The sequence below is a fragment of the Myroides guanonis genome, assembly GCF_900114085.1.
Classification (GTDB): Bacteria; Bacteroidota; Bacteroidia; order Flavobacteriales; family Flavobacteriaceae; genus Flavobacterium; species Flavobacterium guanonis.
Genome location: NZ_FORU01000003.1, coordinates 110,174 through 127,569 on the forward strand (window position 1 = coordinate 110,174; position 17,396 = coordinate 127,569).

17 protein-coding genes are annotated in these 17,396 nt (G+C 34.3%); 5 read left to right on the forward strand and 12 right to left on the reverse strand.

What is annotated here, in order from left to right:
* Positions 1 to 28: 28 nt before the first annotated feature.
* The 7 genes from rpsR to BM024_RS04020 all read right to left on the reverse strand — a co-directional run bounded on the left by rpsR (position 29) and on the right by BM024_RS04020 (position 6,377).
* Positions 29 to 325 carry a 30S ribosomal protein S18 gene (gene rpsR, locus BM024_RS03990; RefSeq protein WP_090678169.1) on the reverse strand — a complete coding sequence of 99 codons (297 nt, stop codon included), beginning with the start codon at positions 323 to 325 and terminating at the stop codon, positions 29 to 31.
* Positions 326 to 327: 2 nt separating this feature from the next.
* Positions 328 to 669, reverse strand: coding sequence for a 30S ribosomal protein S6 (rpsF, locus tag BM024_RS03995; protein WP_090678170.1), 342 nt, complete (start codon positions 667 to 669; stop codon positions 328 to 330).
* A gap of 146 nt (positions 670 to 815) precedes the next feature.
* Positions 816 to 3,266 carry a replication restart helicase PriA gene (gene priA, locus BM024_RS04000; RefSeq protein WP_090678171.1) on the reverse strand — a complete coding sequence of 817 codons (2,451 nt, stop codon included), beginning with the start codon at positions 3,264 to 3,266 and terminating at the stop codon, positions 816 to 818.
* A gap of 108 nt (positions 3,267 to 3,374) precedes the next feature.
* Positions 3,375 to 3,800: a DUF2147 domain-containing protein gene (locus BM024_RS04005; RefSeq protein WP_090678172.1), complete on the reverse strand. Its 426-nt coding sequence runs from the start codon at positions 3,798 to 3,800 to the stop codon at positions 3,375 to 3,377.
* Between the two features lie 19 nt (positions 3,801 to 3,819).
* On the reverse strand, positions 3,820 to 4,728 hold the full coding sequence (locus tag BM024_RS04010; protein WP_090678173.1) for a YihY/virulence factor BrkB family protein: 909 nt from the start codon (positions 4,726 to 4,728) through the stop codon (positions 3,820 to 3,822).
* A gap of 96 nt (positions 4,729 to 4,824) precedes the next feature.
* Positions 4,825 to 5,685 (reverse strand): carboxylating nicotinate-nucleotide diphosphorylase, encoded by an 861-nt coding sequence (gene nadC, locus BM024_RS04015; RefSeq protein ID WP_090678174.1) that lies wholly within the window; start codon positions 5,683 to 5,685, stop codon positions 4,825 to 4,827.
* Positions 5,686 to 5,792: 107 nt separating this feature from the next.
* Positions 5,793 to 6,377 carry a DJ-1/PfpI family protein gene (locus tag BM024_RS04020; protein ID WP_090678292.1) on the reverse strand — a complete coding sequence of 195 codons (585 nt, stop codon included), beginning with the start codon at positions 6,375 to 6,377 and terminating at the stop codon, positions 5,793 to 5,795.
* A 224-nt stretch (positions 6,378 to 6,601) separates the two neighbouring features.
* Between BM024_RS04020 and BM024_RS04025 the strand changes: the two genes are divergently transcribed.
* Entirely contained in the window at positions 6,602 to 7,129 is a 528-nt protein-coding gene (locus BM024_RS04025; protein WP_090678175.1) for a hypothetical protein, read from the forward strand.
* Positions 7,130 to 7,231: 102 nt separating this feature from the next.
* Entirely contained in the window at positions 7,232 to 7,747 is a 516-nt protein-coding gene (azu, locus tag BM024_RS04030) for an azurin (protein WP_090678176.1), read from the forward strand.
* Positions 7,748 to 7,964: 217 nt separating this feature from the next.
* Here the strand turns inward: azu and BM024_RS04035 are convergent, their stop codons facing one another.
* On the reverse strand, positions 7,965 to 8,690 hold the full coding sequence (locus BM024_RS04035) for a hypothetical protein (RefSeq protein ID WP_090678177.1): 726 nt from the start codon (positions 8,688 to 8,690) through the stop codon (positions 7,965 to 7,967).
* 483 nt (positions 8,691 to 9,173) lie between these two features.
* On the opposite strand from BM024_RS04035, the gene BM024_RS04040 reads away from it, so the two are divergent.
* The gene (locus BM024_RS04040) at positions 9,174 to 10,139 is read left to right on the forward strand and encodes a YpdA family putative bacillithiol disulfide reductase (protein WP_090678293.1); all 966 of its coding nucleotides are present in this window, start codon (positions 9,174 to 9,176) and stop codon (positions 10,137 to 10,139) included.
* On the opposite strand, the gene BM024_RS04045 is transcribed toward BM024_RS04040, so the two are convergent.
* Positions 10,140 to 10,571: a Fur family transcriptional regulator gene (locus BM024_RS04045; protein ID WP_090678178.1), complete on the reverse strand. Its 432-nt coding sequence runs from the start codon at positions 10,569 to 10,571 to the stop codon at positions 10,140 to 10,142. It lies immediately after the preceding gene.
* 255 nt (positions 10,572 to 10,826) lie between these two features.
* On the opposite strand from BM024_RS04045, the gene BM024_RS04050 reads away from it, so the two are divergent.
* Both BM024_RS04050 and BM024_RS04055 read left to right on the forward strand, forming a co-directional pair.
* Positions 10,827 to 12,032, forward strand: coding sequence for an aromatic amino acid transport family protein (locus BM024_RS04050; protein ID WP_090678179.1), 1,206 nt, complete (start codon positions 10,827 to 10,829; stop codon positions 12,030 to 12,032).
* 22 nt (positions 12,033 to 12,054) lie between these two features.
* Positions 12,055 to 13,254: an aromatic amino acid transporter gene (locus tag BM024_RS04055; protein WP_090678180.1), complete on the forward strand. Its 1,200-nt coding sequence runs from the start codon at positions 12,055 to 12,057 to the stop codon at positions 13,252 to 13,254.
* A gap of 70 nt (positions 13,255 to 13,324) precedes the next feature.
* Here BM024_RS04055 and BM024_RS04060 read toward each other — a convergent pair whose 3' ends face one another.
* From BM024_RS04060 to BM024_RS04070, 3 genes are read right to left on the reverse strand one after another with little or no spacing between them, the layout of a single operon-like run.
* Positions 13,325 to 14,044 (reverse strand): tRNA threonylcarbamoyladenosine dehydratase, encoded by a 720-nt coding sequence (locus BM024_RS04060; RefSeq protein ID WP_090678181.1) that lies wholly within the window; start codon positions 14,042 to 14,044, stop codon positions 13,325 to 13,327.
* Entirely contained in the window at positions 14,041 to 14,712 is a 672-nt protein-coding gene (locus tag BM024_RS04065; protein WP_090678182.1) for a TatD family hydrolase, read from the reverse strand. Before BM024_RS04065 ends, BM024_RS04060 begins: the two co-directional genes overlap by 4 nt.
* Before the next feature lie 9 nt (positions 14,713 to 14,721).
* Positions 14,722 to 17,355, reverse strand: a complete 2,634-nt coding sequence (locus BM024_RS04070) for a valine--tRNA ligase (RefSeq protein ID WP_090678183.1) — start codon at positions 17,353 to 17,355, stop codon at positions 14,722 to 14,724.
* Positions 17,356 to 17,396 lie beyond the last annotated feature (41 nt).

The following is a 17,396-nucleotide window of genomic DNA, read 5'->3' on the forward strand; positions in this document are numbered from 1 at the left end:
AAACCAACAACTCTAATTATTTATTATATTATTTCATTAAGTCAGCTACGTACGGCATTAACGCTAAGTGACGCGCTCTTTTAACCGCAACAGAAACTTTTCTTTGATATTTCAAAGAAGTACCTGTTAAACGACGAGGAAGTAATTTCCCTTGTTCGTTTACGAATTTCAATAAGAAATCTGGATCTTTATAATCGATATATTTAATTCCAGATTTTTTGAAACGACAATATTTTTTTGCTTTGTTCGTCTCTATATTCAAAGGCGTTAGATATCTAATATCTCCGTCTTTTTTTCCTTTTGCAGATTGCTCAACACTTGCCATAATTAAGCTTTTTTAGATTTTAATTTATCTCTTCTTCTTTCAGCCCAAGAAATAGCATGTTTATCTAAACTTACAGTTAAGAAACGCATGATTCTTTCATCACGACGGAATTCCGTTTCCAATGGAAGGATAACCTCTCCTGGAACAGTGTATTCGAATAAATGATAAAAACCACTTTTCTTGTTTTGGATTTCGTAAGCTAATTTTTTCAAGCCCCAATCCTCTTTTGATACCATCTGTGCTCCTCTAGAAGTAAGAAATTCCTCAAATTTCTGTACTGTTTCCTTTACCTGAGTTTCAGATAAAACGGGATTCAAGATGAAAACAGTTTCATAATGATTCATAAATAAAATATTTTATTTGTTATAAAATTGGGTGCAAAAATACGTTTTTATTTATAGTATACAAAACCTTTATCACCTTTTTTACTACTAAACCTTCATTACAAGTCTCACACACAATATTATGCCCTATCAACTAAATACCATTTTTAATAAAAATCAACATTAATAGTCACCTTAACTGATCTGTATCCTCCAATAGCTTCAAAGCTCTTCAATATTCTTTGAATTTGTTTTTTAGTAGAGACCAAAGGTTTGTCTTGTGGTATTTTAATCAATATCACACGAATGTATTGATTGCGAATACGGTTAATAGCAGGTTCTTCTGGTCCTAAAACAGGAACAGCCAATTGATCTCTTAAATTATTATACAACCATAACGAAGCATCTTTCAATTTTTCAAATTCCCTATGCCTTAAATTTAAGCGCACCAACCTATAAAAAGGAGGATACTTAAAAATATACCTCTCATACATTTGTTCTTTATACATCCCTTCATAATCATTATTAGTCACCTGCTGTATAATGTTGTGATAAGGATTATACGTTTGAATAATAACCCTTCCTTTCTTTTCCTTTCTTCCTGCTCTACCGCCTAGCTGCGTCAACATCTGATAAGCCCTTTCATGAGCACGAAAATCAGGATGATACAAACTATTGTCAGCATTCAGTACCCCAACGAGATTTACATTGTCGAAATCCAATCCCTTTGCCAGCATTTGAGTTCCTACCATGATGTCGATTTCTCTTTTTTGAAAAGCGTCTAACAATTTTTCAAAACCATATTTACCCCGTGTGGTATCTTGATCCATACGGGCTATTTTCTTGTTTGGAAAAAGCGAGAACAGCTCTTCCTCCACCTGTTCTGTTCCAAAACCCCTAGTATCCAAATCTACACTATGACAGCGATAGCACTGTTTTGGCATCGCACTCGCGTAACCACAATAATGACATCGCAATTCATTTCTATATTTATGATAGGTAAGACTTACATCACAATGCGGACATTCAGGTACAGCACCGCAAGTCATACATTCCACCACAGGTGAAAATCCTCTTCTATTTTGAAAAAGTATCACTTGCTCCCCTAAAGAAAGAGCCTGATTGATTTCAGAGACCATCACATCTGAAAAATGTCCCGTCATTTCCTTGCGCTTGTACTTCTCCTTTAAATCCACTAAAACAACATCAGGCAATATCACATTGCTAAAACGCGTAGTCAATTTAACCAAACCATATTTAGATTGAAACGCATTATAATACGTTTCTAAACTTGGAGTCGCAGAACCTAACAAAACCTTAGCCTTACTTTGCATTGCCAAAACCACCGCTGCATCACGAGCGTGATAACGAGGAGCAGGGTCTTGTTGTTTATAAGAAGCTTCGTGCTCCTCATCTACAACAATCAATTTAAGATTGGCAAATGGCAAAAACAAAGCCGATCTAGTTCCTATAATAACCTGCGCTTTTTCAGAATCAGCCAATATTTGCCCCCAAACCTCAACACGTTCATTTTGCGAATATTTAGAATGATAGACCGCTACTTGATTTCCAAAATAAGCCACCAATCTAGAAACCAATTGTGCTGTTAATCCAATTTCTGGAACCAAAAATAGACTTTGACCTCCTTGTTTTAAAATTTCCTCAATCAGCTTTATATAAACTTCGGTTTTTCCAGAAGCAGTTACCCCATACAAAAGGACAACGTCTTTACTTTCGAACTGTTCTTCAATTTCACTCATCGCTTCTTGTTGAGCCTCACTGAGAACAAAACTCGCTTGTTCGTCTTCTTGAAAAACAACTCTGTCTTGATTCAAATAATACTCCTCAAAAACCCCTTTATCTACCAAGGCTTTAATAACACTTGGAGTAACTCCCGTTTCCTCTTGTAACTCCTTTACTGAAATAGGTTTTTTATAAGTAGCTTGTAATTGAAAATACTTCAAGACAAACTCTCGTTGTTTAGCAGCCCGGGAAACAATCTCTAACAGTGAAGCTAATCCTTCATCACCTTCATAAGCTTCCGTTAGTCGTATATATCGCAACTGCTTTGGTTTATATCTTTCGATGAGCTCTTCGTGAAGATAAACCACACCTTTTTCCAATAGCGATTGAATAATAGGAAAAACTGTTTTTTTGTTGAGCACCGCTACAATCTCTTCAACTTTTAAGATAGCTTGAAACTGCAAGGCCTCATACACCAAAAACTCCTGATCACTTAGTTCTTTTGGATCAACGGTTGTAGCTGTATTAAAATGAATAAGCGTTTCACTTTCCAACAACAAACGAGAAGGCATGGCTGCACGATACACTTCCCCTATAGAGCACATATAATAATTAGAAATCCATTTCCAATGTTCAATCTGAATAGGAGTAACAACTACACCGCCATCTAAAATTTCTTGAATCTCTTTGGCTTTATATAACTCAGGTTTGCGATGATGTTTTTCTATTACCAAAGCCGTATACACTTTTGATTTACCAAAAGGTACCGCTACGCGCATACCCACTTGTAGGTAATCAAACTCTGTTTCCGAAACGAGATAAGTAAAAGTAGCATCTAGTGCCAATGGCACTACAACCTCAATAAAACAATACATCTTACAACCTATTTATAAGAACAAATATACTAGCTTTAAACTAAAAAAGCACCCTACCTTCAGATTCTAACTGAACATAGGGTGCTTATTCTATTTCTATATTTCTATTTAAGCTCTTATCCAAGTTTGGGTTCTGCCTACTAAGGAAATCCCAAGAAATCCTCGAACATCAAGTTTATTACTTCCATTCAACTTAATGTGACACTTGTATTCCTTTCCAGATTCTGGATCAATAATTCTACCTCCACTCAGCTCGTTTCCGTCTTTTTTCATATCTCTGATAATCACCAAACCTTGAATTGGTTTTCCCTTATCTACACCAGGACATTTATCGCATGTTCCTTTCGCTTTTTCTGGATTTAATATTTTCAGAACTTTGCCAAAATACTTTCCGTCCTTTTCAAAAATCTCAACAATAGACTTTTCTATTCCTGTTCTATCATCAATGGTCTTCCATCTCCCTACCATGCTTTGCGCATGAATTGTCGCCATTCCTCCTAGAAAAAACAACAAAATTAACAATTTACTTTTCATATTTATTTTTTTGGGTTACTCAAATATATCGATTTTTCCTCTTCAATTTACTAATTGCAACATTTAATTCAAAACCTAAAAGCAAAATCATACAGTTAATCCAAATGTAAAACATCAAAACCAACAAAGTCCCAATAGAACCATATAACTCGTTATAACGAGCAAACCTCAACACATAAATACCAAACAAATAAGAAGTTAAAACATAGAGAATTGTAGTAAAAATAGAACCATTCGAAATGAAAGGTACTTGCTTGGTTTCCTTTGCTCCAAACTTATACAAAGTAGAAGTAACCATCAATATCATAAAAAGCAAAAAGATATTCCGAGCCCATTGAACCCAAATCTCCATAACCGCCAATTGATGAATAAGCACCTCAAATGTTACAAATACAGCCACAGAAATAATCAACATAACTGCCATTAAAACAGAGAGAGCTACGGCCACCAAATATTGACGAAAAAGACTTCTGGAAATTGTGATATGATAAGCCGACTCAAATCCGCCTATAATAGCAAAAACCCCATTAGCCATTAAGAATACCGATAATAAAAACCCAGAAGACAATAACGATCTATAACTATTGTTCATAATATCTTCTAGAATAGACTCAATTGCCCCATAGGTATTTGGAGGAACAGAATCTGCAATAAAGCGCATAAAATCTTCTTGAAACCCTTCAATCGGAATATAAGGAATTAAGTTCAAAACAAATAAGGCAAAAGGAAAAAGAGCCATAAAGAAACTAAATGCAATAGAGCCCGCTCGATAAGAAAAAGCTCCTTTTACAATCCCAATAATATACAACTCCAAAAGGTCGTATAATGAATAGCCCTCAAACTTAGGTAGTTTGACTTTTTTCACTAAAACAACCAAACTGCTTACAATTGGAATTTTATCTAATTTATCCTCTATCTCTTTTGACATATAACGGTATTGATTATTTCTATGTAATGAACAACAATATGTTATATCACTTTATCAAACTATTTTCATCTTGTTAATTAAACATGAAAACAAAAATTAAACCACCGCCTTTAAACTCAAATCAAGATTATGAACCGAATGAGTTAAAGCCCCTGAAGAAACATAATCAACCCCACACAAAGCATAATTTCTAACCGTAGTCTGATCAATATTACCTGAAGATTCTGTCTCACAAGCATCACCAATCATCTCTACAGCCTTTTTAGTGGTGTTATAGTCAAAATTATCCAATAGAATTCGGTGTATACCACCACAAGATAAGATTTGAGAAACCTCTTCTAAATCACGAGCCTCCACAATAATTTTCAAGTCTCTATGTGTATCCTTTAGATATTTTTTAGTCTTTTCAATTGCTTGAACCATTCCACCTGCAAAATCAATATGATTGTCTTTCAACATAATCATGTCATATAATGCAAAGCGGTGATTCTCTCCCCCTGCAATCTTAACCGCCCACTTTTCAAGTGCACGAATACCTGGAGTTGTTTTACGAGTATCCAATATTTTAGTACCAGTTCCCTCTAACAAATCGACAAACACTTTTGTTTTCGTTGCAATAGCACTCATGCGTTGCATTGCATTTAAAATCAAACGCTCTGCTTTAAGGATTGATTGTGAATTTCCGGTAATACGCAAAACTTTATCACCAACTACAATCGGAGAGCCATCCTTAATATAAACCTCAACTTTCAAATCGGCATCTACATATTTCAACACCATTTTAGCAAATTCAACGCCAGCAAGCACACCAGCCTCTTTCACTACTATTTCAGCACTCCCTTTCGCATCCGCAGGAATACAAGCCAATGAGCTATGATCTCCATCTCCAATATCCTCGCGTAAAGCATTTACAATAATAATATCTAATTCTTTTTGAAATTGTTCTTCTGAAATCATCACTTATAATTTGAAAGGCTAAAATATAAAATGTTTCACAGAAACACTTTCACAATACCTAGCAGTTTTACAGTTTTCAATTATAAAACCGCTATTTTACATAGAACCTATTTATTCTTGACAATTACAACTCCTAACAGTTTATAAAATTCCCTCAAAATAGCAGGGTGTCCTGGCCAAGCAGGTGAAGTAGTCAAATTACCATCTGTAATAGCTTCATCAACTCCTATTTCTTTATAAACACCACCTGCCAAAGCAATATCAGGTCCCACGGCAGGATAAGCAGTTAAGGTACGTCCTTTCAACACTTCAGCAACCGTTAATATTTGAATACCATGACAAATAGCAGCAACAGGTAAATCTTTTTCGAAAAAATATTTTACAATTTCCAATACACGTTGATTTAACCGAATATACTCTGGAGCCCTTCCACCACAAACATACAAACCATCATAATCCTCTAACTTAACTTCATTAAATGTTTTATTCAACACAAAATTATGTCCTCTAGATTCAGCATAGGTTTGATACCCTATAAAATCATGAATAGCTGTTGCAATAACGTCGTCTTCCTTTTTACCTGGACACACTACATCAACATCTACACCTACTGATAATAGTGCTTGATAAGGAACCATGATCTCATAATCCTCTACAAAATCACCTGCTAACATTAAAACTGTTTTTTTCATACTTATCTCTTTAGATTCAACTCTATAAATATAGAAAAAACAAAGTACTTTTAAAAGAATAGCAACATCTAAAACAATCACTTTTACTTGTTTTTATTAATGTTACATACACAAGCATATAGATTTCAACATTACATCTCACCAATCATTTACATTAAAAATAGATTTCATAAAAACCCGCCTTTATGTATCTTTATAGAAAAATAATTAAACGCAACATTATTATGAAAAAATTAATCACACTTGGATTGGCATCCGTTTTCTTTATCTCGTGTAACACTAAAGTAGAACCACCAAAAGAAATCAAAGTTAAAGATTTATACACCATTGAAGTTTCAAGTACACTTGCTGAAATCACCGATTTGCAACCAGAAGCCTCATTGCAATATGGAAATAAATTCAAGGAGCTTTACATCGTAGCAATAGATGAAGACAAAAACACCTTTAATCAAACCATAGAAGCGTTGGGTAAAAAAGGAGATTTAGCTAGCTATGAAGCAGAGGTACTTTCTCATTATACAGGTACTAAAAACTACGAGTTACTTAATCAAAAGGACTTACAAATAGATGGTCACAATGCAAAGCTTTTAGATATTAAAGCCAATGTACAAGGAATAGACATCTATTACAAAATAGGAATCGTTGAAGGAAAAGCCAATTACTATCGCATAATAAGCTGGACATTAGAAAAATACAAAGATGCTCAGAACGAAACCATGGAGAAGATGATTTTAAGCTTTAAAGAGTTATAACACTTAATTAACTCCTGTTTTTAAAGAGATTTAAACACATTTACGTATCTTTATAAGAATCAATTTTAAGGATTAAAATCAAAACTATTTAAAACAAAAAAGATGAAAAAAGTAAACACCCTTTTAAGCCTTACGGCAGCAAGTTTTCTATTATTCTCTTGTGGAGATAAAACAAAAGATACTACACCAGCTTCGGAGGTTACTCCTACTGAAACAACCACAACAACTCCAGAAGCAGTTTCAGGTGTAACGGTAGAGATTTCAGCTGATGACTCGATGCAGTTTAACAAAAAAGAAATCCGAGTACCAGTAGGCGAAAAAGTAACATTGACTTTAAAACACACTGGTAAAATGGACAAGAAACTAATGGGACACAATTTTGTATTGTTAAACCAAGGGGTGGATATGGCGGCGTTTGCTCAAAAAGCAGCAACCTCAACAGATAGCGACCATATACCAGCAGATGAATTGTCAAACATTTTAGCACATACAAAAATGATTGGAGGAGGAGAATCAACAACGATTGAATTCACAGTTGACAAAGCAGGAACTTATGATTTCTTGTGTTCTTTCCCAGCACACTATGCATTAATGCAAGGAAAACTAATTGCTGAATAAGTCAATACGACTTATAAAATCTTATAATAAAAAGCCTGTTTCATATCAAACAGGCTTTTTTGTATTCATAATACATTGATATCTGTAAAACCCACTATGGCAGATTTGAGAAACAAGACGGAGCAAGTCCAGAATGACTTGCGATTCACTAATATTTTATACAAGTACAAAACGCCCCTAAATCAATAGAACAAAATCCTTTTAAATAACTTAGAAATTATCTTGCATATACTATCTGTGCAGGAAAGCAATTTTTATCATTCAAATATTCTTTACCAAACTTGCTTTTATTTTTAAAGAAAAGCAATTGTACAACAACCAACGTAATTCCCGAATCTATCATTGACGGAAATGTAAACTGTCGTTCTTTTTCAAAATCAGCACTTTTCTTCACCTCCCAATGTTCATCCAAAACGTGTAATGTTTTATTGCTAGAAAAATTGTGATGAAGCACCAAAATCTGTACATCAACATGACCACATAGTTTGGGAAACTCCAATTCTTGAGCAGGAACATAACCCAAAATTTTTATATTCACATCATTATCCTGATTCTCGACTACGCTTATTTCGGGTTGAAAATACTTTGTAAAAGGAGAATGTATATTAAACTCAAAACCTTTCAAATCAGACATATCCGCTGTATCTAAATCAGCAGCTACTACTCCCCTTTTCTCATTGTTTCTTAAAATATTCAAACAAGCTCCGCGTAATCGAGCCGCTTGCCTACTATCAACTTTCCCTCCAGTCCACGGTCGCATTTTCCCCATTAGTATAGAAGTTTGAGTACTGCAAACTCCAAACATTTTAGCGCTTTTTCTAGTTAAAACGGATCGCTTTACCTTCTCAGGAGCTGGATACACAACTTGCTTTCCATTAACCACCTTAAAAATAATATCCCCCATTTTCCCCCTAATTAATCCTTGAGCATCTCTTATAGCCATGATATAAAAAAATAAAAATTAGACATCAATATATGAAATAATTTTATTTTTTTAAGTTTCTATTTTTAGCGATTACAAATCCATTTTTTAAAACACTGAAAAACTCCAATTATTACATCATTTAAAAAAACATGTACAAACTATTATTCAGTTAATAAAACAAAGACTACTTATTTCGAAAACAAAATCAAAGACTAAGATACTTTCTTTAGAATTCAATAAAATTCAGTTCAAAGTCCATTTAAAGTATATTTAAATTTCATTTTATAAATAAACTTTAAATAGAATATCAATAAACCTTAAATGGACCTTTAGAACTTTATCATACCTTATTACGTAAAGTTTAGTCAAAATATCTAGGGATATATCTTAATTCATTTTACATCCTTTTCAACGAACAAGCTCCTTTTTCCAATTCATTCTTTTAGAGTATTTTTGCGTATTGCTTTTTGTGAAAAGCAAATACATATAGATAGAAGAATGATGAAAAAATACGATGTTATTATTATTGGAGCTGGCCCAATTGGTTTGGCTTGTGGTCTGGAAGCGAAAAGCAAAGGTTTGGACTATTTGATAATTGAAAAAGGATGTTTGGTGAATTCTATTTACAACTACCCTGTTAACATGCAATTCTTTTCTTCCTCGGAACGACTCGAATTAGACAACATCCCTTTTATTTCTACTGAGAAAAAACCGCGAAGAAACGAAGCTTTGGAATACTATAGAAGAATAGCATTTCATGCCGAATTAAACATACGTCTTTTTGAAACAGTAATGGATGTACAAAAAGAATCCAACACTTTTAACATACAAACCTCGAAGAACAGCTATACTGCACAAAATGTTGTGATTGCAACTGGTTTTTATGACTTACCAAACCTGATGCATATTCCAGGTGAATCCCTGCCTAAAGTGAGTCATTACTACAATGACCCTCATTATTATGCAGGTATGAAAGTAGTAGTTGTGGGAGCTAGTAACTCTTCTGTAGATGCCGCTTTAGAATGTTACAGAAAAGGAGCAGATGTAACAATGGTAGTTCGCAACGATAGCATAGGAGAAACCGTAAAATATTGGGTAAAACCCGACATAGAAAACCGTATTGCAGAGGGTAGTATCGCTGTGTTTTTCAACAGCTGTTTATCGGATATTAAAGAAGATTGTGTCATAATAGAAACTGAAACCGAAACGGTGACACTTGAAAATGATTTTGTTTTAGCTCTAACTGGATATAGACCTAATTTCGGTTTTTTAAAACAATTGGGAATTGAAATAGCTGACGAAGAAACGCAAACTCCGACCTATAACAAAGACACTATGGAGACCAATATCCCAAATCTTTACCTAGCAGGTGTTGTATGTGGCGGATTAAACACTCACCTTTGGTTTATTGAAAATTCACGCGTTCACGCAAAGCAAATTATAGGTCATATTACAACTAAAGGATAATCAAGAAAAGCAGTCTTCACAAACTCCTTTTATAGTAACTTCCACATCGTCTACATGAAAACCTTTAGGTATTTCTACTTCAGGTATTGAAAACTGTGTCAAGCAAATGGTTTTCTGGCAAACCCTACATATGAAGTGAAGGTGGGTGTCCCGATGTTTGGTTTCATCACAATCCTCTGAACACAGTGCATATTGTGTAACGTTACCTGTAACTATTGTATGAATTAGTCCCTTTTGTTCAAAAGTTTTCAGTGTCCTATAAATAGTCACTCTATCTGATTGTTCAAAGCTGCCTTCGATATCAGAAAAAGTTACTGCTTCGCTTTTTTGCTTTAACGCATCTAAAACCAGCAAACGCATAGCTGTTGGATTGATATTTTTAGCAAGTAAATCTTGCTCTAAATCTGCAATATTCTTCGGATTCTGATACATAACTAAAATTATTAACCCTAAATTAAATCAACTGATTTCTACGAAGATACGAAATATATTTTTTATTTAACACTAAAGTGACTATTCCAAAGTGCAAATAAAAAAATCGAGATTTTAAACATAAACACTTATTATATTTCAATCATAGCACAGTTTTAGAGTCTTTTTAAAAAGATTAAATCACCTTTTGAATAGTTATTTATTCAAATTAAAAACTATCTTTAAACGGACAATAAGCATAAAATAAATTCTATAGTGAATAGTAAAATACTAGGCAGCATATTGATTGTTGCAGGAACTGCCATCGGCGGTGGTATGTTAGCCATGCCCATTATATCTGCTGGTGTAGGTTTTGGAGGCATAACTTTATTAATGATACTAATATGGATAACCATGTGTTATACAGCAATTTTATTGGTTGAAGCCTATAAATATAGTGATCCAGATGAAGGCCTAAACACCATTACTTTTAAATATTTAGGTAAAATTGGTTCTGTTATTACGGGTATTAGTATGTTAACCTTAATGTATGCTTTAGTAAGTGCTTACATAGCTGGTGGCAGTGACATATTGAGACTAAATGCGTTTACTATTTTCGGCATCACAATTTCCCCGCAAGCAGCTGCTTTAATCTTCACTTTACTATTTGGAGGAGTTGTAAGTCTTGGTGCTCGTGTCGTTGATATTTGTACAAAATGGATTTTTGTGATTAAATTAATATTCTTACTCTTAGTGATTCTGAGCATGATTCCCTTTGTAAAACTGGATAATTTAGCTCAAATGCCAACCGAAAGACTACTTATATTCACATCTATTCCTGTAATATTTACTTCTTTTGGGTTCCATATAGTGGTACCTAGTTTAGTTCGCTACCTCAACGGCAACACCAAACACTTAAAAATTGCTTTTATAGGAGGAAGTCTATTACCTTTAATTGTCTATATTCTCTGGCAAATTTCAATACTAGGCAGTATTGAACCTGCTATTTTTAATTCAATTTTAAATGAAAACACCGGACTTCAAGGAATGTTAAAAGCCGTAGAAAGTGTTTCCGACTCTAAGAGTATTAGCATTCCAGTAAACGTATTTACAATCGCAGCTATTCTAACTTCTTTTTTGGGAGTAGCATTAGCTCTTTATGACTATATTCGAGACCTATGTAAGAAGAGAAGTGGACTAAAGAGACCTATTTCCATTTCATTCATCACCTTTATTCCACCCCTGATTTTCGCTTTATATTATCCAGATGGTTTTATTATCGCATTGGGATACGCAGCTGTTTCCGTTGCTATTACTTCGTTATTCCTACCAGTATTTATTTACATTAAAGCAGAAAAATCTCAAGGAAACAACATTTCGTTTTTAAGAAAATTGAGTTTTGTACCAATTTTTATTTTAGGAATACTAATTTTAGTTATTCAAACCCTCATATCCATTGGTGAATTACCTAATATAGGTTAATACCTACGCTAAACACAAAACAATGAATCGAATTATAGGAAGTATACTAATTGTAGCAGGAACCACTATCGGGGCTGGAATGTTGGCTATGCCTATCATCTCAGCAAATGTAGGTTTTGGAACTATGACCCTTATTCTATGCTCTATATGGTTAGCTATGTGTTATACTTCTATGATTTTGGTTGATGTTTACAAGTACAATAAACCAGAGGACGGATTAAACACACTTACAAAAAAATATTTAGGTAAAGGAGGTGCGGTTATAACAGCTATTAGTATGCTTACCCTTATGTATGCTTTAGTAAGCGCTTATATAACTGGAGGTGGCGATATCCTTAGAACTAGTCTAGAACAGTGGTTAGGAATTACCCTAGACCCAAAATGGAGCGGACTGGTCTTTGCCCTAGTCTTTGGTGGTATCATCAGTTTAGGTACTCGAGTAGTAGACATGGGAACCAAAGTTGTTTTTACTATAAAATTGATTTTTCTCTTTTTTGTTATTCTTTTTCTAAGTTCTCATGTGAAAACAGAGAATCTTTTACAACTACCTAGTAACGGTCTAATTGTTCTTTCTACCATTCCTATTATTTTCACTTCTTTTGGTTTTTATGTAGTCATTCCTAGCTTGGTTCAATACCTACATGGAGACTCAAAAAAACTAAAGTTCGTGTTTATAACAGGGAGTGCTATACCTCTATTCATTTATCTCATTTGGGAATTGGCTGTATTGGGAAGTATCGACAATACTGCGTTTGCTGCTATACTTCAAAACAACTCTGGACTTGAAGGCTTGTTATTAGCTATTAGAGAAATTCAAGAAAGCAGTTTTATACGAATCGCTATGAATATTTTTGCAGCTGCTGCTATTCTAACTTCTTTTTGGGGCGTTACTTTATCGCTTTACCATTACATTAAAGATCTAGCTAAGAACAAACCAACTATAAAGAAGTCTTCTACTTCATTAGTACTAACTTTTTTACCTCCGTTAATCTTTGCTTTATTCTATCCTGATGGTTTTATAATCGCATTGGGTTATGCTTCAATTTCTTTGGTTGTCTTAGCCCTAATCATGCCTATGTTGATGTTACAAAAAGCACAAAAACAAGCAGGTATAGAAGGTAGTATTCGTCAAAAAATTATATTTACATCCTTATGGATTCTCTCTTTTAGTATCATCGCGCTACAAATCTTAATGAGTTTGGAGATTATTCCGTCTATGTAGCATTGAGTCTAAAATAACAGAAAACAAATCTATTCCAAAAACAAAAAAAGGCTATATAGCCTTTTTTTACTTACTCTCTTGTTAACAAATAGCGAACCACGTGTTCCGCGGCATGCAAGCCAAATAATCCAGGAATCCAACTATTGGTCCCGAAAAAAGACTTCTTATAATTTTTACCATCTGTCATTTTCAAACTAGTCACATCTGGAACTTCTGTAGAAAAAACAGCTTTTACTCCAGAAGATATTCCTTCTTTCTTCAATCGCTTTCTAATTTGTTTCGCCAACGGACATACTTCTGTTTTACTAATATCCTTTACAACGACCTTACTCGCTAAGAACTTTCCTCCTGCTCCCATTCCGCTAATAACTTTTACTTTTTTGCGCTTAGCAGCAAGGATTAAATTTACTTTTGGTGTTATACTGTCAATACAATCCAACACATAATCAAAGTCTGATGTAACGATTTCATGAGCACGCTCTGGTGAGATGAACTCTTCAATACGCGTTAAATTCAATTCAGGATTAATATCCATTAATCTATCACCAACCACTTTTACTTTAGGTTGATCAATTGTAGAATGTAACGCAGGTAATTGCCTATTAATATTAGTTATATCAACTGTATCTCCATCAACTATGGTCAGATTACCAATTCCAGCTCTTGTTAAAAACTCTGCTGCAAAAGATCCTACTCCTCCTAAACCAACAATTAAAATATTGGCGTTTTTTAATTTCTCAAGTCCTTCTTCTTTAAAAAGTAAGGCTGCTCGTTCCTGCCATTGACTCATTTAATAACTTTTTGTAATGATTCTGAAAACCCAAAAACAACTTGGGCATTTTTATTTATTTGTATTTCTATATCCAACACACTTAATCCTACTATTTCGCTTGCCTTAGCATACACCTCTTCTATAGTTTCTTCCATAGTATCTGTTTCCAAAAAAATACGTTCTAAAGGCATTGCTTTAAAAACTTCACTTAATTCAGGATTTCTCAATAAATATTTTCCGAAAGACAAATAGCAACCTTCTTTTAACAACATAGTAGCTACTTGTTTGTTCTTAGAAAAACCATGAAAGATAAGAGGTACCGAAATACGATTTTTCTTTTTCAACTCCACAACTTCCTGAAATGCAGCAACACAATGCACAATTACTGGTTTTCTATGCTTTTCTGCTAAGAGTAATTGCTTCTCAAAAACAGCTATTTGAAGATCCCAAGGAACTTCTGTTCGCTTGTCTAGCCCACATTCTCCCAAAGCCAAAGCGTTGTCTTGTTGTAGGTACTCGTCTATTAGTTTAAGTTCATTCTCTTGCTCGTCCTTATCAACGTACCACGGGTGAATCCCTACAGAAAAAAAAGAAGCCGAAAAATCAAACTCCCTTGGATACTGATTTACAATATCCACCGTATGTTGATTTTTCGACTTCTGATGTGTATGAAGATTAATTTTCATTGAAAATTATTATTTCAAGCCTTGCAAACTTTGTTCAATGGTTGCGATTTTAGAAAGCGCATCTGCTTCTTTCTTGCGTTCATTCTCAATTACTTTTTCTGGCGCTCCACTTACAAACTTCTCATTAGAAAGTTTTCCTTGTACAGATTTTAAAAATCCTTTCAAGTACTTTAATTCTTCTTCCAGTTTTTCTATTTCCTCTTCAATATTTACTGAACCTGAAATAGGAATGAAATACTCATTAGATTTCACTCTATAAGATAATGCACCTGCTACTTGTTCAGTTACGTATTCGATAGCCTCAACATTACCTAACTTCTGAATTACGCAATCAAAAATCTTAGAACTCCCTTCGTGATTGATTACTTTTAATTCTATAACCTCCTTAAAAGGAATATTTTTATCTTTTCTAATCGTACGAATACCCGAAATTACTTCAGATGCAAATTCAAAAGAAGCGATGATAGCAGTATCAACGGTTTTAATTTCTGGCCAAGTAGAAACGATTAGAGCTTCTTCTTTAGAACGCGTTGCAATATGTTGCCATATTTCTTCTGATAAGAAAGGCATAAACGGATGAAGCAACTTTAAGTTAGCTTCTAACAATTCAATCGCCTTTGCATAGGTTACTGAATCTATTGGTTGTTGATATCCTGGTTTAATCATTTCTAAGAACCATGAACAGAAATCATCCCACACCAATTTATAAATCGTCATTAAAGCATCTGAAATACGATATTTTTCAAAATGGTCTTCAATTTCTACTAATGCTTTCTGAAGTTTTGCTTCATACCATTCCACCGCTATTTTTGCAGATTCTGGTTGTGCAATAGTTTCTGAAACTTCCCATCCTTTAATCAATCTGAAAGCGTTCCATACTTTACTCGTAAACGACTTTCCTTGATTACACATTTCTTCATCAAACAAAATGTCGTTTCCAGCCGAAGCACTTAACAACAATCCAACTCGCACCCCATCTGCGCCAAATTTCTCAATTAAGTCTAACGGATCTGGTGAATTCCCCAGTGATTTTGACATCTTTCTGCGTTGTGCGTCACGAACAATTCCCGTAAAATAAACATTTGAAAAAGGTTTCTTACCTGTATATTCATAACCTGCAAAAATCATTCTTGCTACCCAGAAGAAAATAATATCTGGACCAGTCACTAAATCATTGGTTGGGTAATAATATTGAAACTCTTCATTCTCAGGTTGACTAACTCCATTGAAAACAGACATTGGCCATAACCATGATGAAAACCAAGTATCTAAAGCGTCTTCGTCTTGTCTTAAATCTTCTAGAGTTAAGTTGCTCTTACCTGATTTTGCTTGTGCTAATACTAAAGCGTTTTCTTTAGTCTCTGCTACCACAAAATCTTCTTTCCCATCCCCGTAATAATATGCAGGTATTTGATGTCCCCACCACAATTGTCTAGAAATATTCCAATCTCTGATGTTTTCTAACCAACTTCTATATGTGCTGTTAAAACGGCTTGGGTATAATTTTATCTCTTCGGTTTCTAAAACGGCTTTCAAAGCTGGTTTTACCATCTCCTCCATCTTTAAGAACCATTGATCAGACAATCTTGGCTCAATCACAGCTTTTGTTCGCTCTGATGTTCCAACATTGTTTAAATGATTTTCTACTTTTTCTAAAGCACCAATTGTTTGAAGCTCTACTTCTATTTCTTTGCGAACTACAAAGCGATCTTTTCCTTTATAGTGCAATCCGAAATCATTTAAAGAAGCATCTGCATTTAGAATATCTATGATTTCCAAATTGTGACGTTCTCCAAGTGCTTTATCATTGATATCGTGAGCAGGTGTTACTTTTAAACATCCCGTTCCAAATTCCATATCTACATATTCATCAAATATGATTGGAATAACTCGATTACAAATAGGTACAATTGCTTTCTTTCCTTTCAAATGAGTATAACGCTCATCGTTTGGATTAATACAAATAGCACTATCACCTAAAATAGTTTCAGGTCTAGTTGTTGCAATTGTTAAGAAATCAGAAGTACCCTCTATTTGATATTTAATATGATATAACTTCCCTTGGCGTTCTTCATAAATCACCTCTTCATCAGAAAGTGTGGTTTGCGCTTCGGGATCCCAGTTAACCATACGGAAACCACGGTAGATATATCCTTTCTCGTATAAATCCACAAAAGATTTAATAACCTGTTCAGACATCTCTGGGTCCATTGTAAACTTCGTACGATCCCAATCACATGAAGCCCCTAATTTTTTAAGCTGTCCCAAGATAGTACCACCATATTGATCGGTCCAATCCCAAGCGTGCTTTAAAAATTCCTCACGTGTTAAGTCGTTTTTATTGATACCCTGCTCTTTCAATTTTGCGACGACTTTAGCTTCTGTAGCAATAGACGCGTGGTCTGTTCCAGGAACCCAACAAGCGTTGAGCCCTTTTAAACGTGCACGACGTATTAAAACATCTTGAATAGTATTATTCAACATATGTCCCATGTGTAGTACCCCAGTTACGTTTGGCGGAGGAATTACAATAGTGTAAGGTGTTCTGTGATCGGGTGTAGAATGAAAATAATTATTCTCCATCCAATACGAATACCACTTCTCTTCTACTTGCTTAGCATCAAATTGTGCAGGAATTGTCATTTGCTTTGTATTATTAAATTTTGAAATATCTAAATTACATA

Coding starts and splice junctions, on each gene's coding strand:
- rpsR (WP_090678169.1), bottom strand. CDS start 325: ATGGCAAGTGTTGAGCAATCTGCAAAAGGAAAAAAAGACGGAGATATT.
- rpsF (WP_090678170.1), bottom strand. CDS start 669: ATGAATCATTATGAAACTGTTTTCATCTTGAATCCCGTTTTATCTGAA.
- priA (WP_090678171.1), bottom strand. CDS start 3,266: ATGTATTGTTTTATTGAGGTTGTAGTGCCATTGGCACTAGATGCTACT.
- BM024_RS04005 (WP_090678172.1), bottom strand. CDS start 3,800: ATGAAAAGTAAATTGTTAATTTTGTTGTTTTTTCTAGGAGGAATGGCG.
- BM024_RS04010 (WP_090678173.1), bottom strand. CDS start 4,728: ATGTCAAAAGAGATAGAGGATAAATTAGATAAAATTCCAATTGTAAGC.
- nadC (WP_090678174.1), bottom strand. CDS start 5,685: ATGATTTCAGAAGAACAATTTCAAAAAGAATTAGATATTATTATTGTA.
- BM024_RS04020 (WP_090678292.1), bottom strand. CDS start 6,377: ATGAAAAAAACAGTTTTAATGTTAGCAGGTGATTTTGTAGAGGATTAT.
- BM024_RS04025 (WP_090678175.1), top strand. CDS start 6,602: ATGAAAAAATTAATCACACTTGGATTGGCATCCGTTTTCTTTATCTCG.
- azu (WP_090678176.1), top strand. CDS start 7,232: ATGAAAAAAGTAAACACCCTTTTAAGCCTTACGGCAGCAAGTTTTCTA.
- BM024_RS04035 (WP_090678177.1), bottom strand. CDS start 8,690: ATGGCTATAAGAGATGCTCAAGGATTAATTAGGGGGAAAATGGGGGAT.
- BM024_RS04040 (WP_090678293.1), top strand. CDS start 9,174: ATGAAAAAATACGATGTTATTATTATTGGAGCTGGCCCAATTGGTTTG.
- BM024_RS04045 (WP_090678178.1), bottom strand. CDS start 10,571: ATGTATCAGAATCCGAAGAATATTGCAGATTTAGAGCAAGATTTACTT.
- BM024_RS04055 (WP_090678180.1), top strand. CDS start 12,055: ATGAATCGAATTATAGGAAGTATACTAATTGTAGCAGGAACCACTATC.
- BM024_RS04060 (WP_090678181.1), bottom strand. CDS start 14,044: ATGAGTCAATGGCAGGAACGAGCAGCCTTACTTTTTAAAGAAGAAGGA.
- BM024_RS04065 (WP_090678182.1), bottom strand. CDS start 14,712: ATGAAAATTAATCTTCATACACATCAGAAGTCGAAAAATCAACATACG.
- BM024_RS04070 (WP_090678183.1), bottom strand. CDS start 17,355: ATGACAATTCCTGCACAATTTGATGCTAAGCAAGTAGAAGAGAAGTGG.